The organism is Bradyrhizobium sp. USDA 4354 (assembly GCF_054060315.1).
In genome coordinates this window covers 330,596-354,252 of sequence record NZ_JBSSDC010000001.1, presented here as the reverse complement: position 1 = coordinate 354,252, position 23,657 = coordinate 330,596, and the positions used below count along the sequence as shown (strand labels likewise).

21 protein-coding genes, 1 tRNA gene and 1 pseudogene are annotated in these 23,657 nt (G+C 65.4%); 15 read left to right on the top strand and 8 right to left on the bottom strand.

The window, feature by feature from the left end; translation table 11 throughout:
* Positions 1-32: 32 nt before the first annotated feature.
* From fliN to ACVIIV_RS01670, 7 genes are all read right to left on the bottom strand, one after another.
* Positions 33-383, bottom strand: coding sequence for a flagellar motor switch protein FliN (gene fliN / locus ACVIIV_RS01700; protein ID WP_407185462.1), 351 nt, complete (start codon positions 381-383; stop codon positions 33-35).
* 3 nt (positions 384-386) lie between these two features.
* Positions 387-1,010 carry a FliH/SctL family protein gene (locus ACVIIV_RS01695; protein WP_456742620.1) on the bottom strand — a complete coding sequence of 208 codons (624 nt, stop codon included), beginning with the start codon at positions 1,008-1,010 and terminating at the stop codon, positions 387-389.
* Entirely contained in the window at positions 1,010-2,104 is a 1,095-nt protein-coding gene (gene fliG, locus ACVIIV_RS01690) for a flagellar motor switch protein FliG (RefSeq protein WP_456742619.1), read from the bottom strand. Before fliG ends, ACVIIV_RS01695 begins: the two co-directional genes overlap by 1 nt.
* Before the next feature lie 45 nt (positions 2,105-2,149).
* Positions 2,150-3,763: a flagellar basal-body MS-ring/collar protein FliF gene (fliF, locus tag ACVIIV_RS01685; RefSeq protein WP_456742618.1), complete on the bottom strand. Its 1,614-nt coding sequence runs from the start codon at positions 3,761-3,763 to the stop codon at positions 2,150-2,152.
* A 180-nt stretch (positions 3,764-3,943) separates the two neighbouring features.
* Positions 3,944-4,219: a CtrA inhibitor SciP gene (gene sciP / locus ACVIIV_RS01680; RefSeq protein ID WP_002714638.1), complete on the bottom strand. Its 276-nt coding sequence runs from the start codon at positions 4,217-4,219 to the stop codon at positions 3,944-3,946.
* Between the two features lie 436 nt (positions 4,220-4,655).
* Positions 4,656-5,363 (bottom strand): flagellar hook assembly protein FlgD, encoded by a 708-nt coding sequence (locus ACVIIV_RS01675; protein WP_456742617.1) that lies wholly within the window; start codon positions 5,361-5,363, stop codon positions 4,656-4,658.
* A 13-nt stretch (positions 5,364-5,376) separates the two neighbouring features.
* Complete coding sequence (locus ACVIIV_RS01670) at positions 5,377-6,972, bottom strand: flagellar hook-length control protein FliK (RefSeq protein ID WP_456742616.1); 1,596 nt, start codon at positions 6,970-6,972, stop codon at positions 5,377-5,379.
* A 350-nt stretch (positions 6,973-7,322) separates the two neighbouring features.
* On the opposite strand from ACVIIV_RS01670, the gene mnmA reads away from it, so the two are divergent.
* From mnmA to ACVIIV_RS01635, 7 genes and pseudogenes are all read left to right on the top strand, one after another.
* Positions 7,323-8,504, top strand: a complete 1,182-nt coding sequence (gene mnmA / locus ACVIIV_RS01665) for a tRNA 2-thiouridine(34) synthase MnmA (RefSeq protein WP_456742615.1) — start codon at positions 7,323-7,325, stop codon at positions 8,502-8,504.
* Between the two features lie 249 nt (positions 8,505-8,753).
* Positions 8,754-9,392 (top strand): class I SAM-dependent methyltransferase, encoded by a 639-nt coding sequence (locus tag ACVIIV_RS01660; protein WP_456742614.1) that lies wholly within the window; start codon positions 8,754-8,756, stop codon positions 9,390-9,392.
* Positions 9,393-9,436: 44 nt separating this feature from the next.
* A pseudogene (locus ACVIIV_RS01655) lies at positions 9,437-9,794 on the top strand (hypothetical protein).
* 307 nt (positions 9,795-10,101) lie between these two features.
* Positions 10,102-10,178 (top strand) — tRNA-Met (locus ACVIIV_RS01650).
* A gap of 235 nt (positions 10,179-10,413) precedes the next feature.
* Positions 10,414-12,126 (top strand): tetratricopeptide repeat protein, encoded by a 1,713-nt coding sequence (locus tag ACVIIV_RS01645; protein WP_456742613.1) that lies wholly within the window; start codon positions 10,414-10,416, stop codon positions 12,124-12,126.
* 832 nt (positions 12,127-12,958) lie between these two features.
* A complete protein-coding gene (locus ACVIIV_RS01640; protein ID WP_456742612.1) occupies positions 12,959-13,120 on the top strand; it encodes a DUF2934 domain-containing protein in 162 nt (53 codons plus the stop codon).
* Positions 13,117-13,302, top strand: a complete 186-nt coding sequence (locus tag ACVIIV_RS01635) for a hypothetical protein (protein ID WP_456742611.1) — start codon at positions 13,117-13,119, stop codon at positions 13,300-13,302. Before ACVIIV_RS01640 ends, ACVIIV_RS01635 begins: the two co-directional genes overlap by 4 nt.
* 350 nt (positions 13,303-13,652) lie before the next feature.
* On the opposite strand, the gene ACVIIV_RS01630 is transcribed toward ACVIIV_RS01635, so the two are convergent.
* Positions 13,653-15,440 (bottom strand): peptide ABC transporter substrate-binding protein, encoded by a 1,788-nt coding sequence (locus tag ACVIIV_RS01630; protein WP_456742610.1) that lies wholly within the window; start codon positions 15,438-15,440, stop codon positions 13,653-13,655.
* Positions 15,441-15,738: 298 nt separating this feature from the next.
* Here ACVIIV_RS01630 and ACVIIV_RS01625 point away from each other — a divergent pair, with 298 nt between their 5' ends.
* From ACVIIV_RS01625 to ACVIIV_RS01590, 8 genes are all read left to right on the top strand, one after another.
* Positions 15,739-16,533: a MetQ/NlpA family ABC transporter substrate-binding protein gene (locus ACVIIV_RS01625; RefSeq protein ID WP_456742609.1), complete on the top strand. Its 795-nt coding sequence runs from the start codon at positions 15,739-15,741 to the stop codon at positions 16,531-16,533.
* A 148-nt stretch (positions 16,534-16,681) separates the two neighbouring features.
* On the top strand, positions 16,682-17,716 hold the full coding sequence (locus tag ACVIIV_RS01620; RefSeq protein WP_456742608.1) for a putative FMN-dependent luciferase-like monooxygenase: 1,035 nt from the start codon (positions 16,682-16,684) through the stop codon (positions 17,714-17,716).
* A 37-nt stretch (positions 17,717-17,753) separates the two neighbouring features.
* Complete coding sequence (locus ACVIIV_RS01615) at positions 17,754-18,368, top strand: CMD domain protein (protein ID WP_456742607.1); 615 nt, start codon at positions 17,754-17,756, stop codon at positions 18,366-18,368.
* Positions 18,365-18,940: an alkylhydroperoxidase domain protein gene (locus ACVIIV_RS01610; RefSeq protein WP_456742606.1), complete on the top strand. Its 576-nt coding sequence runs from the start codon at positions 18,365-18,367 to the stop codon at positions 18,938-18,940. The genes ACVIIV_RS01615 and ACVIIV_RS01610 overlap by 4 nt, the downstream gene beginning before the upstream one ends.
* 57 nt (positions 18,941-18,997) lie before the next feature.
* On the top strand, positions 18,998-20,155 hold the full coding sequence (locus ACVIIV_RS01605) for an ABC transporter substrate-binding protein (RefSeq protein ID WP_456742605.1): 1,158 nt from the start codon (positions 18,998-19,000) through the stop codon (positions 20,153-20,155).
* 54 nt (positions 20,156-20,209) lie between these two features.
* Positions 20,210-22,033, top strand: a complete 1,824-nt coding sequence (locus tag ACVIIV_RS01600) for an ABC transporter permease (protein ID WP_456742604.1) — start codon at positions 20,210-20,212, stop codon at positions 22,031-22,033.
* Positions 22,033-22,881: an ABC transporter ATP-binding protein gene (locus ACVIIV_RS01595; protein WP_456742603.1), complete on the top strand. Its 849-nt coding sequence runs from the start codon at positions 22,033-22,035 to the stop codon at positions 22,879-22,881. The genes ACVIIV_RS01600 and ACVIIV_RS01595 overlap by 1 nt, the downstream gene beginning before the upstream one ends.
* Positions 22,878-23,615 carry an ABC transporter ATP-binding protein gene (locus tag ACVIIV_RS01590; RefSeq protein WP_456742602.1) on the top strand — a complete coding sequence of 246 codons (738 nt, stop codon included), beginning with the start codon at positions 22,878-22,880 and terminating at the stop codon, positions 23,613-23,615. The genes ACVIIV_RS01595 and ACVIIV_RS01590 overlap by 4 nt, the downstream gene beginning before the upstream one ends.
* Positions 23,616-23,657 lie beyond the last annotated feature (42 nt).

Genomic DNA, 23,657 nt, shown 5'->3' with positions numbered 1-23,657 from the left:
GCTCGCGCTGCCGCGCGTCACGTCCTTGTGTGCTAGCCGCGTTCGGCCTTGATGATTTCCGTCATGGTCACGCCGAGCTTGTCCTCGACCAGAACGACCTCGCCGCGGGCGACCAGCTTGTTGTTGACGTAGATGTCGATGGCTTCGCCGACGCGCCGGTCGAGCTCGAGCACGGTGCCTGGTCCGAGCTTCAGGAGCTCGCCGACGTCCATCTTGGAGCGGCCGAGCACGGCCGAGACCTGCACCGGCACGTCGAATACCGCTTCGAGGTCGGCGGCCGCGCGCGCCGCATATTCGTCCTCGTTGTAGCCGACGTCGGCGCCGGCAGGCGGCATCGGGCCGTTGAGATCGGGCAGCGGGACCTGTCCGTCGGTGTCGCTCATGGTTTAGCTCCCCCTGCGGGACGCGATATAGCGTCCGACCATTTCGTCGATCTTGGCCGCGATGGCGCCGCGCTCCAGCACGACGCCGCCATCGGCCCATTCGATCCGGCAGTCGCCGGTGGCAATGTCCGGCTCGGCCAGGATCACCAGCCGGCCCTCGAAGCCGCTCTGCTTGGCGAGCCGCTCGATCTTCTCGCGCGCGCTGTCGTAGAGCGCATCGTTGATGCGGACGACGAGATGCGGCGTCGCGACCAGATGCGAGAAGCAGTCCTTGACCAGCGCGATGACCTCGCCGAGCGGCTCGGCCGCGATGAGATCGGCGCACAGCTTGCGCGCCACCGCGACCGCGACCTCGACCGCCTCGGTCTCCATCCTGGTCTCGATGCTGCCGATGCCGGAGGCGACGCCCCGAATTGCGATGTTGATCTCTTCCATGGCGAGCGCAACGCGGCGGTCGCTCTCGGCCTTGGCCTCGCGCTGGCCGGCGGCAAAGCCGTCCTGGTAGGCGCGCGCCTCGGCTTCCGCGACCTTCTGGGCGATCTCGGCTGCAGTCGCGGCCTTCTCGCGCGTCGTCCGCTCGGGCGCCGCGAAGTCGGTATCGAACAGGAATTTCGCCGGAGCGGCCATCAGTACACCAGCTCGTCGTCGGCGCGGTTCTTGGTCAGCATGATCTCGCCCTTGGCGGCGAGATCCTTGGCGAGGTTGACCAGCAGCGCCTGGGCCTCGTCGACGTCGCGCAGGCGCACCGGGCCCATCGCCGCCATGTCGTCCTGGAGCATCTTGGCCGCGCGCGACGACATGTTGCCGAAGAAGAAGTTGCGGACGTCCTCGTTGGCGCTCTTGAGCGCGACGCCGAGCTTGTCCTTGTCGACGTTGCGCATCAACGTCTGGGCCGAGCCGGAATCGAGCTTCACGAGGTCGTCGAAGGTGAACATCAGCGCCTTGATGCGCTCGGCGGATTCGCGGTTGTCCTCTTCCAGCGAGGTGATGAAGCGGGTTTCGGTCTGGCGGTCGAAATTGTTGAAGATTTCCGCCATGACCTCGTGGGCGTCGCGGCGGCGGGTCTGCGACAGGTTGGACATGAATTCGGTGCGCAGCGTCTTCTCCACGCTCTCGATCACCTCCTTCTGCACCGCCTCCATCTTCAGCATGCGGTTGACGACGTCGAGCGCGAGCTCCTCGGGCAGGATGCCGAGCACGCGCGCGGCGTGCTCCGACTTCAGCTTCGACAGCACCACCGCGATGGTCTGCGGGTATTCGTTCTTGAGATAGTTGGCGAGAACCTCTTCCTGCACGTTGGAGAGCTTCTCCCACATGTTGCGACCGGCGGGGCCGCGGATCTCGTCCATGATGCCGTTGACGCGCTCCGGCGGCAGGTACTGCTGGAGCAGGCGCTCGGTGGCGTCGAAATTGCCCATCAGCGCGCCCGAAGCCGACATGCGCGAGACGAATTCGAGCAGCATGTCCTCGACGGTGTCGACCTCGACGGTGCCGAGTGTCGACATCTCCAGCGAGAGCTGGCGCACCTCGTCGTCGTCGAGCAGGCCCCAGATTTTGCCGCCATATTGCTCGCCGAGCGCCAGCATCAGGATCGCGGCGCGCTTCGGCCCGGCCAGCCCTTCGGTCTTGGCGCCGCCCGCGCGGCTGCCGGCGCGCTGACCGAGCGTGGAGATCACGCTGGTGATGTCGTTGGAGTTGGCGTTCTGCAAATTGGCGGCCATGTCAGATCACTTCTTGATTCACTTGGCAAAGTTACTTGGCTTGGGTCATTTGGCTGGTTCGGTCAGCCACTGGCGGATGATGGCGACGGTTTCGTTGGGGTTGCGTTCGGCGAGCTCGCCGACGCGATGAACGGACTGGGCGTGGACCTGACCCTGGATGGTGGCGACGTCGATGGCGCTGGCGGCGCCGCTCGGCAGTAGCTGCTGGCCGGCGGCCGGCGCTGCCTCTTCCGAAGCGGCGGGCCCCGTCAGCACGCCGGAGATGGCGGCGGCGACCTCGTCGGAGGCGAGGATGCGCTTGACCAGCGGACGGATCACCAGGAACAGCACGACGAGGCCGAGCAGCATCATCACGCCGAGCTCGACGAAATACATGACGTCGTCCTTGGTGAACTGCAGCATGCCGAGGAAGCCGCTGGGCTCGCCGACCGGGGCGGTGGAGGGGGCGTCGGCAAAGCGCAGATTGACGACCTCGACCTGGTCGCCGCGCTTCTGGTCGAAGCCGATCGCCGAGCGCACCAGGGTGGCGATGCGGTCGAGCTGCTCCTTGGTGCGGTCCTGGTAGGCGAGCTCGCCCTTGTCGTTCTTGGTGTAGATGCCGTCGACCAGCACCGCGACCGAGATGCGGTTGACCCGGCCGGCTTCGGTCACTTCGGTCTTGGTGGTGCGGGAGATCTCGTAATTGTTGGTCTCCTCGGTCTTCTTGCTCTGGTCCTTGGCCGCGACGCCGTTGTTCTGCTGGTTGCCGGGCAGCTCGTTGTTGACGGTGACCTGGCCGTTGTTGTCGGCGGTCATGCTCTGCTCTTCGCGGGTCTGGCTCGAGCGCAGCACGCGGCCTTCGGGGTCGAACTTGTCCGAGGTCTGGGTGATCTTGTTGAAGTCGAAATCGGCGGAGAGCTGCACGCGGGCGCGGCCCGAGCCGACCACGGAGGACACGATGTCCTCGACCTGCTTGCGCATCCGCTTCTCGAAGGCGATGCGGCGCTCGTCGCCGACGGCCTGCTCCGGATCGGTCGCCGCGCCGTCGGCAAGCAGCTGGCCGGCCTCATCGACGATCGAGACCCGCTGCGGCTTCAGCCCGTTGACGGCGGAGGCGACGAGATGGCGGATGGCGCGGATCTGCTGGGCTTCGAGCGCGCCGCGGACCCGGACTACGATCGAGGCCGACGGCTCCGGCGCCTCGCGCGCAAACAGCGGGCGCTCGGGCAGCACCAGGTGGACGCGCGCGGCCTGGATGCGATCGATGGCGCGGATGGTGCGGGCGAGCTCGCCTTCCAGCGCGCGCAGGTGATTGATGTTCTGGACGAAAGAGGTGGTGCCGAGCGCGTCCGACTTGTCGAACACCTCGTAACCGACGCCGCCGCCCTTGGGCAGGCCGCCCTCGGCGAGCTTCATCCGCAGCCGGGTGACCTTGTCCTTGGGCACCATGATGATGGAGCCCTCATTGCGGATCTCGAACTGGATGCCCTGGCGTTCCAGGTCCTTGATGATGCTGGAGGAGTCCTCGACGCTGAGGTCGGTGAACAGCGTCGTCATCTGCGGCGTGGTGACGCGCATGATGACGAAGGCGAAGAAGCCGATGAGCGCGGCGGTGACCGCGATCATGGCCCCGAACCGGGCGGCACCGATACTCTTCAGAAAGTCCGCAAGCCCTTGCAAGCAACCGCCCCACAGATTCGGCTGCTTTCACCGGAAAGGCCGACTGGGCAATTATTGCCTAGGTGATGGTTTCGATATGGTTAACGAAGATTAAGAGGTCGGACAAAAGTGCATCATGAAAAAGATCGGCCTCGCAGGGCGAGGCCGATTTTCGTCAAAAGGTGCAGATTTCCGGATCGCCTACTGGCGATATTGCTGGATGCGGGTTGTGCGAAGACCCGCCAGACCGTGCTGGTCGATGGAAAACTGCCAGGAGAGGAATTCGTCGACCGTCAGGGTATAACGGCTGCAGGCCTCCTCAAGGGAGAGAAGTCCACCACGGACAGCGGCGACGACTTCGGCCTTGCGGCGGATGACCCAGCGTTTGGTGCCGGGTGCAGGCAGATCCGCGATCGTCAACGGACTGCCGTCCGGCCCGATGACGTATTTTACCCTCGGGCGATGGGGTTCTGTCATGGCGTACTCACAAACTCTCAACCACTGAACTCACGCCGTAACCGTAACCCCGGCGGCTTAAAAATCCGCTAAGCCTAAGGCTTCAATACAATTCTCGTTGAATCTTGCGGGAACGCGGCCGGCCCGGCGGGCGGGAGAGGTGATCTCGGCCGGCTGAGCGGGGCAGAAGGTAAATACTTTACTAAAGAATGGGGCCGGCGCGGATGCCGCAAGGCTCTCTCTTGTCGTCCCGGGGCGCGCCAACGGGTCCGCGCGAAGCGCGGCTCGATGACAGGCTCCGCGCGAGCCCGGGACCCATAACCCCAGGGAGTAGTTCTTACGAAGACTCGGGGTTACTGCCTCACGCGAAAACGACTTCCTGGGGTTATGCATCCCGCTCCCGTGCGCAATTGCGCACTAGGCGGGGATGACACTGAATTTGTCGCTGCAGCGTTCCTCAGTTGCTGCTCGTCGCGATGATGCTCTTGACCTGGCTCAGCGTGTAGCTGGCGCCGTCGATGGTGAGCAGCGGCGGCGACTGGGTCAGGTCGACCGACGACACCACGCCCTGCACCTGCGCGGCGATGCCGACATTGTTGTTCGCGACGTCCTTGCCCGTGGCCGAGATCGTGTACTTGCCGTCGGGCCATTGCGTGCCGTCATTGCCCATGCCGTTCCAGGTGAAGGGGATGTCGGTGCCGGCGGCGGCGCTATATTTGCCGGTGAACACGGTCTGGCCGCTGGCATTGGCCACCGAGATTTCGACGGTGGAGTCGGTCGGCACGTTGAGATGCCAGGTCGCCGACGAGTTCTTCATCGTCGCGGTCGAGCCGTCGACCAGGGCGGTCTTGCCGACGAAGCCCAGCGCCTGGGTCGCCTGCGTGGTCTGCTGCAGGGTGACGAGCTGCGACAGCGAATCGTTGGTCTTGAGCTGCTGCTCGACGCCGGCGAACTGCACCAGCTGCTGGGTGAACTGGTTGGTGTCGAGCGGATCCAGCGGGTTCTGGTTCTGCAGCTGCGTCGTCAACAGCGTCAGGAAGGTCTGGAAGTTGCCGGCGAGCGTCGATCCCGTCGTCGAGCTCATCGACGAATTCGACGAGGATTTCGGGATGTCGGTCGTCCCGGAGACGACGGACGGGGCGGTGGTGGCATTCGTGGTGGCCATGTCTCGATACTCCTCACACCCTGATGTCGACGCCGCTGCTCGATCCGAGCATGCGGCCATAGCCGCGCCCGATGGGCGCGGCAGCAACGGTTTCGTCCTCGGTGACGATCAGCCGGCGGGCATTGCCGCCATTGTCGTTGTTCTGGCCGGAATTCTGGCCCGATGAATTCTGGTCGCGCAAGCTGAAGGACAGCCCGTTGCTGCCGGTCTTGAAGCCGGCATCGTCGAGCGCGCGCTGCAATTGCGGCGCGTCCTGACGCAGCATTTGAAGCGTCTCCGGCTTCTCCACCGTGAGATGCGAGGTGACGTTGCCGGCGCGGTCGACATTGATGCGCACGTCGATGCGGCCGAGCTCGGCCGGATCGAGGCTGATGTCGAACCGCGACTTGCCGGCGCGAATGGCGGCCGCGATCTCGATCGGCACGCCGCTGATCGGAACAGTCGTGTGGGTTGCCGCGGTCGCGGTGAGCGTCGCGGTCGATGCGGTCGCAGCCGAGGTGGTATTGGTCAGCGGCGCCTGCACGGCGGAAGCGGCCTGCGCGCTGGTGTCCGAGGCGGCAACGGCGGTTTGCGTGCCGGCATGCGCGGGCGCGGCCGGCGCGCCTTGTGCCGGATCGGCGCTGCGGTCGGCGGCACCTGGCTTCGCGTCGGTCGCTCCGCCATTTGGCTCCGGCTTGACGCCTTGCGCATGCGCGGCAGGTACCGGCGCTTGGGACGTGGCGGCGTTCGCCTTGCCGGTGTCCTGGCCGATGTTCGAGATGTCGGTCTGGGCCTGCGCCGCGACGGCGTCCTTGAACGAGGTTTTTGGCGTGCTCTGACTGGCGATGGCGATCAGTCCGCCATTGGCTTTCGCTTCGGTCGTGGTGGCTTCGCTCGTGCCGGTCGCGGTCTCGCCGAGCGTCGTCGTGGTGTCGGCATCGACCTCGGCGCCTGCGGTCTTGGCGCTCTTGTCGCTCGTCGTAGCGGTATCGGTCTTGGTGCCCGCGATCTGCGCCGCGGTGGAGGCACTGGCGGCAAGACCTGCCGCGGCGATCGTCAGCGGCGAGGCGGCGGCATCGCCGGCCTGGCTCGCAGCCGCGTTCGGATCGACGGGAACGACGGGCGCTGCAACGACGACGCCGGGATCGGGCGCGGCCATCTGCGCCACATCGGCCGCCACGCCGGCAGCCGCATCGGCGGCCGCGGTGACGGCGTCGGTGCCGTCGGTCTTGTCGCCCTTGGTCTCGTCGGATGTCTCCGCCGATTTCGCCTCTGATGTCTCGGGCTTGTCCTTGATCTTGCCGGCGTCCTTGGCCGGATCGCTGGTCGCCTCGCTCTTCTCATTCTTCGCCGGCGCAGACGTGTCGGTGTCGTCGCTCGCCTTGCTCTGCGAAGCCTGGTCCGTGGAAGAGGCGTCGCGCGGGCTGCGGTCGGACGCCGTGGAATCGCTCCGGCGCGGCGCGGCGTCCTGCGCCTGCGCATTGTTGCTGATGGCCTGGGTGTTGCTGTCGACCAGCGTGCCGAAGGAGTCGGTCGCGGGCGGGTCCTTTGGCCCTTGCGACCGCGCAGGCTTCTGCTGCGCGCTCGGGACTTGCACGCTTGCCACGACATCTGACGTACGACCAACCACAGGCAACCCCTTGGAAGCAACTTCGGAGTAGGGGGAGCAAGGAGCGGGCCAGCGTCCCTCTTCGATTATTTCTATAGCAAAATCAAATGGTTGATGGTTTGAAGCTGCCGCCGGGCAGCCCGGCGCCACCCCGCCATTTCTGCCGCCCCGGCAAGAATTGCCCTAAGCCGGCCGCCCGCGTGATTGCTTCACCGGAATGCCGCCTATATTAATGAGGTTACTCTCAGCCGCTTTCGACTTGGGCAGTCGTGCTCTTCGGGAACTAAAGTTCCGGGGGATCGCCGTTGTCCCGCGAGAAGGCACAGCAATCGCGGATCGCGCTACGTCGCCGTCACAACGCTTTAGGGCCCATGCTCAACAGTCTGGATCTCGAAGGCCGTCCCGAGGACACCAGGGTCGTCGTCGCCATGTCGGGCGGCGTCGATTCATCGACGACGGCTGCGCTGCTCAAGGCTGAGGGCTATGATGTCGTCGGCATCACGCTGCAGCTCTATGATCATGGCGCGGCGACCCACCGCAAGGGCGCCTGCTGCGCCGGCCAGGACATCCACGACGCCCGCGACGTCGCCGCCAAGCTCGGCATTCCCCATTACGTGCTCGACTACGAGGATCGCTTTCGCGAGTCCGTCATCGACAACTTTGCCGACTCTTATGCTCTTGGTGAAACGCCGGTGCCGTGCATCGAGTGCAACCGCAGCGTCAAATTCCGCGACCTTCTGAAGACCGCGCGCGAGCTCGGCGCCCAGGCGCTCGCCACCGGCCATTATGTCGCCTCGCGCCGTCAGGGCGACGGCTCGCGCGCGCTGGTCTGCGCGGCAGATAGCGACCGCGACCAGAGCTATTTCCTGTTCGCGACCACGCAGGAACAGCTCGACTTCCTGCGCTTTCCGCTCGGCGACATGACCAAGCCCGAGACGCGCGAGCTCGCGCGCCGCTTTGGTCTTGCGGTCGCCGACAAGCACGACAGCCAGGACATCTGCTTCGTGCCGACGGGCCGCTACACCGACATCATCACGCGCCTGCGGCCGAACGCGATGGACCCCGGCGATATCGTCGATCTCTCGGGGCGCGTGCTCGGCCAGCATCACGGCATCGCCAATTTCACCGTCGGCCAGCGCCGCGGCCTCGGCATCGCCTCCGGCTCGCCGCTGTTCGTGGTGCGGCTGGAGGCAGCCAGCCGCCGCGTCGTCGTCGGCCCGCGCGATGCGCTGAAGATGCACCGCATCAGCTTGCGCGACGTCAACTGGATCGGCGATGGCGACATCGACCACGCCATCGGCGGCGGCCTCGAGATGTTCGTGCGCGTGCGCTCGACCCGCTCGCCGCAGCCGGCCTGGCTGCGCGGCAGCAATGGCCATTACGAGGTCGAGCTCGTCGCCGGCGAAGAGGGCGTCTCGCCGGGGCAGGCCTGCGTGTTTTATGATGCGCCTGGCGGCCAGGCCCGCGTGCTCGGCGGCGGCTTCATCCAGAGCGCCGCGGCGAAGCTCGGCGCCGCGACATCGCGGCCGCTCGTGGAAGCAGTCCGCGGCTGACGGATGGTGGCATTGGAATGCACTCTCGCGACACCGGAAGTGCGCTCCCTCTCCCGCTTGCGGGAGAGGGTTGGGGAGAGGGCTCTCTCCACATGCGATATCTCGCGAGCGGATAAAGCCCTCACCCGCCACGCTCTTGCGAGCGTGTCGACCCCTCCCGCAAGCGGGAGAGGCACAGACCGCGCGAGGGGCTGGATTTGATCTCACCAACGGCTTTTACTCTCCAGAGTTTTTGTTAGGGCAGGGGGCATGGCAGCAGACATCTCGCGGTCCGGGGTCGAGAAGGCCTATGGCCGCTGGGCGCCGGTCTATGATCTCGTGTTCGGCAAGGTGTTCGACGCCGGCCGGCAGTCGACCATCGCCGAGGCCGACCGCATCGGCGGCCGCATTCTCGACGTCGGCGTCGGCACCGGGCTGTCGCTGTCCGACTATGCGCGCACCACGAAGATCTGCGGCGTCGACATCTCCGAGCCGATGCTGCGCAAGGCGCAGGCGCGCGTGCGCGCGCTTCGCCTCTCCAACGTCGAGGTGCTCTCGGTGATGGATGCGAAGAACCTTGCTTTCCCCGACAACGCCTTCGACGCGGTGGTCGCGCAATATGTCATCACTGCCGTGCCCGATCCCGAAGGCACGCTCGACGAGTTCGTGCGCGTGCTCAAGCCGGGCGGCGAGCTGATCCTCGTCAACCACATCGGTGCCGAGAGCGGCCCCCGAAAGCTGTTCGAGCTCGCCTTCGCCCCCGTCGCCCGCCGCCTCGGCTGGCGCCCGGAATTCCCCTGGGCCCGCCTCGAGGGCTGGGCCGCCAGGCACGGCGGCATCACCCTCACCGAGCGCCGCCCGATGCCGCCGATGGGCCATTTCTCCCTGATCCGCTACCGCAAATCGTGATCGTGCCACGGGAACGCGCGCCAAGGCCGGCGCGTTTCCATCCCATGCGCACGACATCAAACATCATTCTGGCCGGCCTCCTGATCGCCGCTTCTGGCGCAGCGATCGCGCAGGCCCCGCCCGCCCCGGCGACGCCGCCGCAACAGACCGCGCCGCCTTCCTCGCAACACACCGCGAACTGCACCCTGCAGGACCGTCCGAATCGTCAGGCCGACGGCACCACCACCGGCCAGTCCCGGGAACCGCTCGGCGACAAGCTGGCCAAATCCGAGGGCGTGCTCTGCCCGCCCGCCGGCGTCGACCCCGAGATGCACGCCCCGGCCCCTGACACCGGCGCAAACACCCCGGTCATCCCGCCCCCCCGGCAGCCCCGGCGGCGATCCGAATGTGAGGCCGAAATAACTTATCGCGCCGACTCGTCCGCCGAAGCTTGAGCGAAGGCGGAAGCCCTGGCGTAGGCGGACGCGCTTCTTCCTTTGCCTCTCCCCGCCGGGGAGGGGCCGGAAATCCGCGCAAGGCGCGGATTCCTGGTGAAGGGGACTCTCCGCAAGTCTGGTGCCTGAAAACGGCCGAGCCCGGCGCCAAACGGCTCGATTCCGCAGCGAAATCACTCAGCAATCGCCGCCACTTTGCTTGACTTCCCGCCGCCCCCTTCATTATATGCCGCGCGTTCGCGAGATCGGCCTCAAGTCGCCGCCGCGATCCCTGTGGCGGGGTAGCTCAGCTGGTTAGAGCACGGGAATCATAATCCTGGGGTCGGGGGTTCGAGTCCCTCCCCCGCTACCAAAAAGCCAATTCAAATCATGTGCTTGTCCCGATAGTCTTTTCGCACGAATCCTTCAGCCGCGCGCCGTAGCAAATTCCGTAGCAGTGCCCTTCAGCGCCGTACCGATTTGACCTGGCCGTCGCGCCGGCCCTCGAAGGTTTGCTCGGGAAGCAAGCGACCGGTTCTGTGATCACCATCACAGGTGTGGCCGCCTTCCCCTGTCTATACTGCCGGCTCGGAAGCAGGGTGGCGACCATGCGGAATCGGATTGCACTGGTTTTCAGTTTCTTTTTTTTCACTTCTCTGGCAGCCGCTGATCTTGCGGCCGCAGACGACCGGACAATCTGCGCGCAGCGCGGCCATGAAGACCGCATCGCCGCGTGCTCGCGGCTGATCGCAAAGAGCGGCGGGCGCGACGCCGTGGCGTTCGACAATCGCGGTGCCGAATATGGCGACAAGGGCGACTACGATCGCGCAATCTCCGATCTCAGCGAGGCCATCCGCATCGATCCGAAATACGCGCTTGCCTGGCAGCATCGCGGTGCCGCCCTGCTTCGCCGGAACGAAGTGGATCGGGCCATCGCCGACCTGACCGAGTCGATCCGGCTCGATGCAAACAATCTGAACGCCTTGAACGACCGCGGCATGGCCTATGCCGCTGCAGGTGATTCCGAGCGCGCGCTTTCGGATTACAACGCAGCGATCCGCATCAATCCGAGGTTCAAGTTCGCCTACTTCAATCGAGGGCGGCTCTATGCCGGCAAGGGCGACCACACCCGGGCGATCGCCGAATACTCCGAGGTAGTTCGCATTGACCCGACCTACGGTTATGCGTTCAACAATCGCGGACTGTCCTATCAGCACACCGGCCAGTCCGAGCGTGCCGTGGCCGATTTCAGCGAGGCGATCCGGCTTTTGCCGAGGACAACGCTGGCCTACAACAACCGCGGCGACATCTATCTCCTTCAGGGCAGGTACGATCAAGCCCTCGCCGATTTCAATGAGTCGCTGCGCAATGATCCGCAACATCAGAGCGCGCTGGTAAACCGCGGAATGGTGTTCGAGAAGCTGGGCGAGGTCGCAAAGGCCCGCGCCGACTTCAACGCAGCTCTGGCTGCCCCGCAGAAGTACGACAGCGCGAAATGGTCGATGGACAAGGCGCGCGAACGCCTCGCCGCGCTGGACGATACGTCCATCAAGACCGTTCCCGCCACCACCACGTCGGTCATCGCGCTGCCGGGACCGTCAAGTAGAAATGACAGGCGCATCGCGCTCGTGGTCGGAAACTCCGCTTATGAGAATGTCGCAGCGCTCGCCAATCCGGCGCGCGATGCGGCGCTCGTCGCCGAAACGCTCAAGCTCACCGGATTCGATTCCGTCACGCTGCTGGCCGATCTGCGCAAGGATGCGTTGACCGCGGCACTGCGCGACTTTGCAAGGCAGGCGGAAATCGCCGACTGGGCGATGGTATATTACGCCGGTCACGGCATGGAGGTCGGCGGCGTCAACTATCTGATCCCGATCGACGCGAAGATCGCATCCGACCGCGACGTCAGCTTCGAAGCCGTGGCGCTGGACCAGGTGTTGAACGCGGCGGAACGCGCCAAGCGGCTGCGTCTCATCGTCCTCGATGCCTGCCGCGACAATCCATTCGCCAACCAGATGAAGCGCACCATGACGCTGGCGTCGCGTTCGGTGTCGCGCGGCCTTGCGGCGATCGAGCCCGAGGCGGGCACGCTGGTGGTGTATGCCGCCAAGGACGGAGAGATGGCGCTCGACGGAGAGGGCAGGAACAGCCCGTTCGCCACGGCGTTCGTCAATAATATGCGCAAGCCCGGTCTCGAGGTGCGCCGGCTGTTCGACGTCGTGCGTGACGATGTCATGGAGGCGACCAATCGTGCACAAAAGCCGTTCAGCTACGGATCGGTCTCGGGCCGGCAGGATTTTTACTTCGTTGCCGGGAAATGAGACAAAAGGCTTTGGCTGTCGCGCGGGCCAAAATTCACGGTATTGAGCCGAATTTCGGAAATATCGTATCCCTCGCCCATCCCGGCTTATCCTGAGGGGCGATCGCGTCGTCGTCATGTTCGCGAGCCGGGCTTGCGGTGGACGCGGCAGTGTCGGGCGCGAGTGGCCAAGGGCAGGGCGGATTGCTCTCCGTGAGCCCTAAGCTTCGCGCGGACGAACGGCGCTGCTAGGCTTCGTCTCGTCTGTAAGTTTCCGGCTTCGTCGACGGGGCCCGGGAAAACTGCGGCGAAATGGCGGGCCGTGCGTACGGCAAAACCGTGTGGTCCTGGCCGTCGTTGCTGCGGTCAAGCGCTTGCGGAGGCGGTGATCGCGTCAACCGGCGCGGTGCTGGTGAATTTCGCAAGCGTGAGGGAGGCCAGAAGGAACTCGGCTCCCGGGAGAGCACGGCATAAACCGTCCGACCATCGCGCAGGGAAGGCCGAGTGATTGGCACCACCTGTATGCCGCTGTGCGGTCTCCTTTGCGCTATCTTCGCGCAGCGGACCGCGGGTGCGAGGTCAGCACCCGGCCTTCCCTGCGCCCTCTTGGCTTTCAGAGGGTGGAGCGACCAGGCAAAGCTCGGGCGGATTGCGCCACGAGGGCGCGAAGCCGTGGCCTTCGCCGGTCAGATTGGATTCCGCACGGCGGGGTCAGGCGCGCAGGAACTCTTGCACATGGTCGAAGATTGACTCCGCGGGCCAGCGTCGCCGCCGATGGCTGGCCTGCACGGCCCCGCCTCCAAGCCCCCCGTACCCCCCAGGGTGGGGCCGTGCTTCCCACGCAGGAGGTGCAATTGTCCGAGCCGACCGAGCAAGCCATCAGGGAGCGCGCGCACCAATTGTGGGAGCAAGCCGGCAAGCCCGAAGGCCGCGAAGAGGAGTTTTGGCACGCCGCCGAGCAGCAGCTGCGCAACGAGGACAAATCGAACACGACGCGGACGCCGGATACGCTGTGACCGACAAGAGGTGCCCATTCTGCCAGGGTCTCGGATGGGTCTGCGAAAACCATCCGCTCCGGGTCTGGAGCGAGAAGCTCGGCGGCTGCCGCTGCGGCGAGGGCATGCCCTGTGCCTGCAACACGGCCGAAGACCCTGAAGTCAGAGTGGTGATCGTCGAAGCCGATACGACGTGGCACTAGCGGCGCCGGCGCGAAATGGTGGTGCGTAGGATGGGTAGAGCTCTTGCGAAACCCATTATGCATCCGCGTTCGAATATCCTGATGGGTTTCGCTTCGCTCTACCCATCCTACCGAGCCTGAAAAAAAGAAAAAGCCACCGGGTTCTTCAGCCTGGCGGCTTCGAAAGGTCCGTAGCTGTTGATCGTCTTCCCAGCCTTGTGCGTACCGCCGTTACCTTGTTTGCGGCCATGCCCGGTCGTTGTAGGCGATGGTGCGTGATTCCGCTGTGATCTGGAGCACACAGTGGAAGGGATTCCACGCGCTATGCGCGTTGCAGCTTGTCCGGAGCACAAAGCCGTTGCCGGTCTCCCTCAGGTCCGATACCACGCCGCCACATTCCACGTGATGGTGTCCCAGCCCGAGATGTCGATCATCAGGTTGTTGACGCTGGCGTTGACGATGTGGCGCGAGAGCAGCGGCAGGAACACGTGGGCCTCGCAGAAGGTCTCGTCGACCTTCATCAGCAGCGCGGCGCGCTTGACCGGATCGAGCTCGTTCTGCGCGGCCTTGTAGGCCTTGTCGGCTTCCGGATCGGAATAGCGCGAGTTGTTGCGGCCGAGCCACTTATTGTCCTTGGTGGCGATCTCCCAGGACACGCACTGGTTCAGCAGGCGCTCCGGATCGGGCTGAGGCTGCGTCGTGTTGTACATCTCCATGTCGGCATAGAACTTCGAATAGGTGTCGGGATTGCCGACATCGGAGGAGAAGAATACGGAGGCGGTGACCGCCTTGATCTCGATCTCGATGCCGGCCTTCTGGCAGGCCTGCTTGATGATGGCCTGCGTCTTCTGCCGCGGCGCGTTGGTCGAGGTCTGGAATACGTATTTGAGCTTCTTGCCGTCCTTCTCGCGGATGCCGTCTGCGCCCTTGGTCCAGCCGGCCTCGTCGAGGATCTTGTTGGCCTTGTCGATGTCGAACGCGTATTTCAGCTTGGGCGACTTGAACTGCTTGGGCGCGTTGACGAAGCTCGCGGTGGCGATGGCGCCGCGCCCGTAGATGAACTTCTGGATCGAGTCGCGGTCGATCAACAGATTGATCGCGCGGCGGACGGCGGGATCGGACAGCGTCGGGTGCTTGGTCTTGACGCTCGAGCGCTCGCCGTCGACCTCGGTCCAGGGATCCGTCGTGTTGAGGATGATGAACTCGACATTGCCGGAAGGCGTGATGTCGAGCTTGCCCTTGCCGCCCGCCTCCATGCGCTTGAGGACCTCCTCCTCGACCTGCATGTTCCAGGCAAAGTCGTATTCGCCGGTCTGCAGCACCGCGCGTGCCGCAGACACCGCGTCGCCGCCGCCCTTGACCTCGACCGTGTCGAAATGCGGCTGGTTCTTGATGTGATAGTCGGGATTGCGCTCGGCGCGGATCATGTCGCCCGGCTTGAACTCGACGAATTTGTACGGGCCGGTGCCGACCGGCTTCAGATTGCCCGGCGCTTCGCGCGACTTCGCGCCGACATAGTCGCCGAAATGATGTTTCGGCAGGATCATCCCGACCGAGCCGACGAACGGATCGGCCCAGAACGGCGTCGGCGCCTTGAAGTTCACCTTCACCGTATGGTCGTCGATCTTGTCGACCTTGATGTCCTTGTAGGACCCGGTCGTATAGGCCGCGGTCGCGAGATCGGCGGCATACTGCCAGGTGAAGACGACGTCGTCGGCGGTGAACGGCTTGCCGTCATGCCATGTCACGCCCCGCTTCAGCTTCCAGATCACGCTCAGGCCGTCGGCCGCAAGGCCGCCGTTCGCCTTGGTCGGAGCCTCGGCGGCGAGACAGGGGATGAGATTGCCCTCCTTGTCCCAGCCGGCGAGCGGCTCGAAGAAGATGCGCGAGGCGATCTGGTCCTTGGTGCCGAGCGCGAAATGCGGATTGAGCAGGGTGGGCGCCTGCCAGAGCAGGATCTTGAGCGTGCCGCCGCCGCCGGCCTTGGTCGGCTTATAGGCAAGTGTGGAATCCGCCATCGCCACGTCGTGCCAGACCAGGATTTGGCTGGCGAGGGGCGCTGTGATTCCGACCGCGGCCATTGTCCTGATGAACGAGCGCCGCGACAGCGTGCCTTGCTTCACCTCCGCGACCAGATTGCGGATTTCGTTCTCGTTCATCGGATGCCCTCCACCTCGCGAAGAAACGTCGTCACCGGCTCAGTGCGCTCTAACTCAGCACGTCCGGCGTGGTGGAGTCAAAGAGGGGGGCGGACGCTTCGCCACGGTTGCGTAGGGGACTGCGCCGCTTTGCCGCGATCCCGTCATGCTCGTGGCGCACGGTGCCGGCGCTCCGCATTCGTTTCCCGTTTGCGGCCGATTGGAGAAGGGCTGCCCGCGATGGCCGGCCAATATGGATTTCCATTTCATTGATTTCGCAGCGCAGAAAAGGGAATACGGTTCCGTTGCCGCAGACTCCATGGAGACCAAGATGTCGTTTCGCCTTCCCCTGATTCTCTCCGCCGTGCTGGCCGCATGGTCCGCCGCAGCCGCGGCCGAGACCATCAAGATAGGCGTGACGCCGGGGCCGCACGCGCAGATCCTCGAGGCGGTGAAGCCGATCGCGGCCAAGCAGGGGCTCGACATCCAGCTGCTCGAGTTCTCCGACTACGTGGTGCCGAACGCCGCGCTGGATGCCGGCGAGATCCAGGCCAATTCGTTCCAGAACCAGCCTTACCTGGACAACCAGAAGGCCGACCGCGGCTACAAGATCGAGGCCGTCGGCCTGACCGTGAACTTCCCGATCGGCGTCTATTCGAAAAAGCACAAGGCCTTCGCCGACATCCCCGAGGGCGGCAAGGTCTCGATCCCGAACGATCCGACCAATGGCGGCCGCGTGCTGCTGCTGCTGCGCGACAAGGGCGTGATCAAGCTGAAGGACGGCACGGGCTTCAAGCCGACGGTGCTCGACATCACCGACAACCCCAAGAAGCTGAAGTTCATCGAGGTCGACGCGGCGCAGGCGCCGCGCGCGCTCGACGATGTCGACGCCGCCGCGATCAACACCAATTATGCAACCCAGGCCGGCCTCGATCCGGTCAAGGATCCGATCCTGCGCGAGGATCCGAAGGGTCCTTATGTCAACCTGATCGCGGTGCGCAGCGCCGACAAGGACAAGCCCTGGGTCAAGGTCCTCGTGGACAGCTACCACACGCCCGAGGTCAAGGAGTTCGTCCTGACCAAGTTCAAGGGCGCGGTGCTGCCGAGCTGGTAGGCAGTCTGCCCGCGAAGAGTCCATGTAAGGGCGATCCGGCGGGCAGCCTTGCGCAGGAATCTTGCGTATGAGCCTTGCGCAATGCCCGCTTGTCTGGAGCTGCGGCAACCGACATCATCGGGGCCCATCCTCGCCCGACAGGGGTCGTATGAAACGCTTTGCAAACCTGAAACGCCTGGGCTTCTTCACGCGCCTGCTCGACGAGGCCCCGGCAGCCGAGCGATATCGCTTCGCCGCCGAGCAGATCGTCCGCGCCGAACAGGCGGGCCTCGATTCCGCATGGATCGCGCAGCATCATTTCCACGAGCGCGAGGGCGGCCTGCCGTCGCCCTTCACCTTCCTGGGTTACGTCGCAGCCCAAACCTCGCGCATCCGCCTCGGCACCGGCATCGTCACGCTGCCGCTGGAGAATGCGGTGCGGGTGGCAGAGGACGCCGCGGTGCTCGATCTCCTCTGCAACGGCCGCTTCGAGCTCGGCGTCGGCACCGGCGGCAACCCGTCCGCCTTTGCCGCCTTCGGCCTCGACAGTGCCCAACGCAACGAGATCTTTGCCCGCAATCTCGACATCGTCCGCAAGGCGCTGACCGGCAAGCCGCTCGACGGCGGCGACACGCTCTATCCGCAGCGGCCGCAATTGGACAAGCGCATCTGGCAGGCGACATTCTCCGTCGCCGGCGGCGCCCGGGCCGGCAAGGCCGGCGATGGCCTCCTGCTCTCGCGCACCCAGCCGCGAGCCAAGGACGCGCCAAATGCGACGCTCGCCGAGATCCAGAATCCGATCATCGACGCCTATCTCGCAGCGCTGCCGCCGGGCTGCGAGCCGCGCATCATGGCCTCGCGCAGCGTCTTCGTCGCCGACGACCATCGTGAGGCGATGCGTCTCGCCGACCTCGGACTGCGCCGCGCGCTGCCGCAATTCATGAAGGGCGGACACCTTCCCCCGGGCGAGACGCTGGAGGAGATGATCACCGCGTTCGACACCCATGTCGGCGCCGCCGATGAAGTCATCGCATCGCTCCGCACCGATGCCACGCTGGAGCGGGTGACCGATCTCGTCTTCCAGGTGCATTCGGTCGACGCGCCGCATCCCTATGTCCTGCGCTCGATTGATCTCGTCGCGGAGAAGGTCGCGCCAGCACTGGGCTGGGCCCGGACGGCGGCCGACGTTGCCCTCGCAGGCTAGCTGGAATGAACATGATCGCGTTGCACGAGGCTGACTGATGGGTACACAAGATATCATCGACACGCTCGCCGGGATCGAGCCGGGATCGGCTCTCGACGCCATCCGCGCGCGCCGCCTGCAGGCGCGCGAGAACGCGCAGAAGAGCTATCTCGCCCTGTTCGAGCCGATCGATGCCGGCGATTTTTCGCTTGCCGAGCGCGCCGCGGTCGCGGCCTTCGTGACCGGGCTCCATGGCGAGTCCCCCGTCGCGGCCTTCTATCGCGAGAAGCTTGCCGCGAACGCGGATGCAGCGCCTCTCCTCGAAGCGATCAAAGCCGAGATCGAGCGCGGCAAGACGTCCGGACCGTATGGCGCCTTTCCCGCCGGCCCGTTATCGATCGAGAACAAGGCCGGGCTGATCTATCGGGTCAGTGGGGAGCGCAAGCCCGAGCTCGGCGCCCGGCTGGTCGCGGCACTGGAGCACGCGCATCTGCTGGTGTTCCGCCCGCGCGATGCCGCGTCCGCGGACATGAAGGCGCTGCTGGCCGCCGGCTGGTCGACCACCGGCATCGTCACGGTCTCCCAGCTCGTTGCGTTCCTGTCGTTCCAGGTCCGCGTCGTCAGCGGCTTGCGCACGCTCGTAGCGGCAGGCGCGCAGGAGGCCCAATCATGAGCACCGTCAATCCCCCCGTCGTCTTCACCCAGGACGAGCTCGGCTGGGTCTCGTGGATCGAACCGCTGCCCGAGGCCGAGCTGACCGAGCGGCACTTCGCCGGCCTGGTCGACCGTGCCCGCGCCAAGTCGGACTATTTCCGCCTCCTGGTGCGGGACCCCGAAGTGCTTGAAGCCCGCACCAAGACCGACAAGGACATCTTCTACAATGTCGCCGACGGCCTGCCGCGCGCCGAGCGTGAGCTCGCCGCTGCCGCGACCTCGCGCTACAACGGCTGCATCTATTGCGCCTCCGTGCATGCGCGCTTTGCCAGCACCTATTCCAAGCGCCGCGACGACGTGCAGCGCTTGCTCGACGAGGGCGTCGGCGCCGATCTCGGCGAGCGCTGGAATGCCGTGGTCAAGGCCTCGGTGGCCCTGGCGGAGACGCCGATCGCATTCGGGCCCGACAATATCGTGGAGCTGCGCCGCGCCGGTCTCGACGACGCCGAGATCGTCGACGTCATCAACGGCGCATCCTTCTTCAACTGGGCGAACCGGCTGATGCTGTCGCTCGGCGAGCCCTCGAAATAGGCAATCTCCCGGCACAAGAATTGCTGCTTGTATCAACTAAAATGGATGGAGCCGTGCATGAGCAACATCGATCGTCGTACCCTGGTCAGAGGCTCGCTCGCCGCGATGATGGCGAGCGCGGCCTTCTCGCGCGCCGCGCTTGCGCAATCCGCCGAGCCGATCCTGCTCGGCGTCAGCGGTCCCCTCACGGGACCGAACGCGCAATATGGCGCCCAGTGGAAGCAGGGCTTTGATCTCGCGCTGGACGAGATCATGGCTGCCGGCGGCATCAATGGCCGCAAGCTCGCCTACCAGTTCGAGGACAGCCAGAGCGATCCGCGCCAGTCGGTGGCGATCGCCCAGAAATTCGTCTCCGATCCCCGCATCGTCATGGAGCTTGGCGATTTCTCCAGTCCCGCCTCGATGGCGGCTTCGCCGATCTATCAGCGCGGCGGCCTCGTGCAGTTCGGCTTCACCAACTCACATCCTGATTTCACCAAGGGCGGCGACTTCATGTGGAGCACGTCGGTCAGCCAGGCCGACGAGCAGCCGCTGCTGGCGTCCTATGCCGTGAAGCGGCTCGGCCTGAAGAAGCTTGCGGTGCTGCACCTCAACACCGATTGGGGCCGTACCAGCCGCGACTATTTCGTCAAGGCGGCGAAGGAGTATGGCGCCGAGGTCGCGGTCACCGAGGGCTACATCGCGGAGGAGCGCGACTTCCGCTCCACGCTCGTGCGCGTGCGCGATGCCAATCCCGACGGGCTGATCCTGATCTCCTATTATTCGGACGGCGCGCTGATCGCGCGCCAGGCCCGCCAGGTCGGCTTGAAGCAGACCATCTGCGCCGCAAGCTCGGTCTACTCGCCGAAATTCCTGGAGCTCGGCGGCGAGGCGGTCGAGGACGTCCATCTCGGCACGCGCTATTTCCCGCAAGACCCACGGCCCGAGGTGAAGAAGTTCATTGCGGGCTTCAAGGCCAAGTACAATGGACAAGAGCCCGACGCCTTCAACGCTTATTCCTATGACGCGATGAACATGGCCGCTGCCGTGGTGAAGATCGGCGGCACCGACCGCCGCGTCATCCGCGACGCCTTTGCCAAGGTGAAGGACGTCTCCAGCGTCATATTCGGCCAGGCGACGTTCGACGTCGAGAGCCGTCGCGTCAAGGGCGCCATGAATGCCGAGCTCGTCGTGCGCAAGGGCCAGTTCGCGCTCTGGGACGGCAAGCCAACCTGACTATGACGGCCGGAGCGATCGTTCCGGCCACCTTACTCTCACTGGAAACCTCGCGTGTCCTCTTGGCTCGACTACACGATCAACGGGCTGATCGTCGGCAATGTCTACGCCCTCGTTGCGGTCGGGCTCGCGCTGATCTTCGGCGTCAGCCGGCTGATCAACTTCGCGCAAGGCTCGATCTACCTGGTCGGCGCCTATATCGGCTGGGTCGCGGTGGTGCAGCTGCATACGCCCCTGCCGCTCACCATCATCGTGGTGGCGGCGGCCGCAGCGGTGGTCGGTCTGATCATCGAACGGTTCGGCCTGCGGCCGCTGCAGAACTCGGTGCGCATCGCGCCGCTGCTCGCGACGATCGGCATCAGCTTCGTGCTCGATCAGCTGGTGATGCTGACCTTCTCGCCCAATCCGCGCGCGTTGCCGAGCCAGCTGCCTGACGTTCGCTTCCAGCTCGGTGACGGCACGATCGGCCCGCTTGATCTCTTGATCGCCGGCGTCGGCATCACCAGCGCGATGTTGCTGTTCGTGTTCCTGCGCTACAGCAAGCTCGGCTGGGCCGTGCGCGCGGCGTCGCAGGATCGCGATGCCGCGATGCAGATGGGCGTGGATGTCAATCGCGTCAATCAAGCGGTGTTCGGCATCGCCGCCGCGCTCGGCGGCGTCTCCGGCATGCTGGTCGGCATGTACTACAACCAGATCGACACGGCCATGAGCCTGCAGGCGACGCTCAAGGGCGTCGTTGCTGAAGTCGTCGGTGGTGCCGGCAACGTGCCGGGCGCGGTGATCGGCAGCCTGCTGCTAGGACTGGTCGAAAGCTACGGCGTTGCCGTGTTCGGCACCAGCTATCGCAATCTGTTCGCCTTCCTGCTGCTGGTCGTCGTGCTGGTGCTGCGCCCGAACGGCCTGTTCGTCAGCGCCCGGCAAGCCCCGCCCGAGCCGCTCACCGGCACCTTCATTGCGCCGAGCCGGCCGGTCCGCATTCCACGCTGGACCTTGGCTGTGGCGGCTGCTGCCTTTGCGGTCCTGCCGTTCTTCCCGGTGTCCTTCTACGTGCTCCAGACCCTGATCAATGCCTGGCTGCTCGGCATGCTCGCACTCAGCCTGACGCTGGTCGCGGGCACGATGGGGCAGGTCTCGCTCGGACACGCCGCGCTGCTCGCGATCGGCGCCTATACATCGGCGCTGCTGTCGCTGACGCTCTCCGTTCCTGTCGGGCTTGCCGTGATCGGTGGCGGCCTGATGAGCGCTGCGCTCGGCACGCTGTTGATCTCGCCGTCCTTCCGCCTGCGCGGGCACTACGTATCGATCGCGACGCTCGCGATCGGCGAGATCGTGTCGCTGGTAATATTGAATTGGGAAAGCGTGACGCGCGGTCCGATCGGCATCTCCGGCATCCCGCCGCTGTCGCTGTTCGGCTACGATCTGATCAGCCCGTCCTCGATCTATTGGTTCAGCTTAGCCGTGATGGTTGTGCTGGCCCTGCTCCAGGGACGCCTGCTCGGCTCGCATCTCGGCCGCAGCTTCCGCGCTATCCGTGACGACGACATCGCCGCCCGCGCCTACGGCCTCAGCCTCAACCGCTACAAATCGCTGGCCTTCATCTTCGGCGGCTTTGCCGCCGGCGTCAGCGGCGGCATCGCCGCGCATCTCTATTCCTACATCAACCACGAGACCTTCAACACGCAGCAATCCATCCTGGCGCTGACCGTCGTCATTCTCGGCGGCCTCGGCAATGTCGTCGGCGCAATTCTGGGGGCGGTGGCGCTGGTCGGGCTGCCCGAGGTCTTCCGGATCGCGGCTGAGTATCGCATCCTGATCTACGGCATCGTGCTGCTGCTGCTGGTGCGGTTCAGGCCGCAGGGCCTGTTGGGGACGATTTGATGGCGGAGCAGCACAATCCCATGCTGTCCCTGCGCGCGCTGACCCGCCGCTTCGGTGGTCTCACCGCGGTCGATGCGATTGATCTCGACCTCGCCAAGGGCGAGCTGATCAGCATCATCGGCCCCAACGGCGCCGGCAAGACGACGATGTTCAATCTCGTGACGGGGCTCGATCGCCCCGACGCCGGCAACGTCCGTTTCGAAGGCCAGGACATCACCGGCCTGTCGCCGGAACGGCTCGCGGCCGAAGGGATCGCGCGCACCTTCCAGCTCGGCCGCGTGTTCGGCAATCTCAGCGTCATGGATAATGTCCTGATCGGCGCGCACACGCGGCTGCGCGCCGTGAAGCCGGCTGTGCCGGTAATCGGTCCGCTAATCGAGCTGGGCCTCGCATTGCTGCGCCCGGCCAGCGTCAAGGCCGAGGAAGAGCGGCTGCGCGAGGAGGTGAAAGCCATTCTCGCCCGCTTCGGCGAGCGGCTGCTGCCGCGCATCGACCAGCCCGCCTACAGCCTGTCCTACGCCAACCGCCGCCGGGTCGAGATCGCCCGCGCGCTCGCGCTGAAGCCACGCCTCTTGCTGCTCGACGAGCCAACCGCCGGCATGAACCCGACCGAAACCGCGGAGATGCAGGCCCTCGTTGCCGAGCTGAAGGCGGAAGGACTGACCATTCTCCTGATCGAGCACAAGCTGGAGATGGTGATGCGCCTGTCCGACCGCGTCATCGTCATGGACGAGGGCAAGAAGATCGCTGAAGGGCCGGGCGAGATGGTGCGGAGCGATCCCAAGGTGATCGAGGCCTATCTCGGCCACGGCCTGTCGGGCGCGGCGGAGCAGGAGAGCGCGGCATGACGAGCCCACCCGAAGCACTGCTGGCTTTGTCGAACGTCAACACCTACTATGGCCAGGCCCAGGTGCATTTCGACCTCTCGATCACGGTCGCGCGCGGCCACATCGTCTGCCTGCTCGGCGGCAATGCCAGCGGCAAGTCGACGACGATGAAGATCATCCTTGGCCTGGTAAAGCCTCGCTCGGGCGAGGTGACGTTCGACGGCGCCTCGCTGATCGGCCTGTCCACGCCGCAGATCGTCCGCCGCGGCATCGCCTCGGTGCCGGAGGCGCGGCGGCTGTTTGCGGACATGAGCGTGCGCGAGAACATTCTGATGGGCGCCTTCGTGCGCAACGACCGCGAGGCGATTGCGCAGGATCTCGAGAGGATGCTGACGCTGTTTCCGAAGCTTGGCCAGCGGCTGTCGCAGCGCGCCGGGTCGCTGTCGGGCGGCGAGCAGCAGATGGTGGCGATGGCGCGCGCATTGATGAGCCGGCCCCGCATGATCGTCATGGACGAACCGACCATGGGCCTGTCACCGCTCTATGTCGATCGTGTGCTGGAGCTGATCCGCACCATCAATCAGGAGGGCGTCTCGGTGTTCATGGTCGAGCAGAACGCCAGCCTCGCGCTCGAGATCGCGCATGAAGCCTATGTGCTGCAGACCGGCAAGATCGTGCTGTCAGGCCCGGCGCGCGCGCTGAAGGACGATCCGCGCGTGCGGGACGCCTATCTCGGCGGCTCCGAGGCCGCATGATGCAGCGCGCTGACCTCTCCACGTCATGGCCGGGGACAAGCC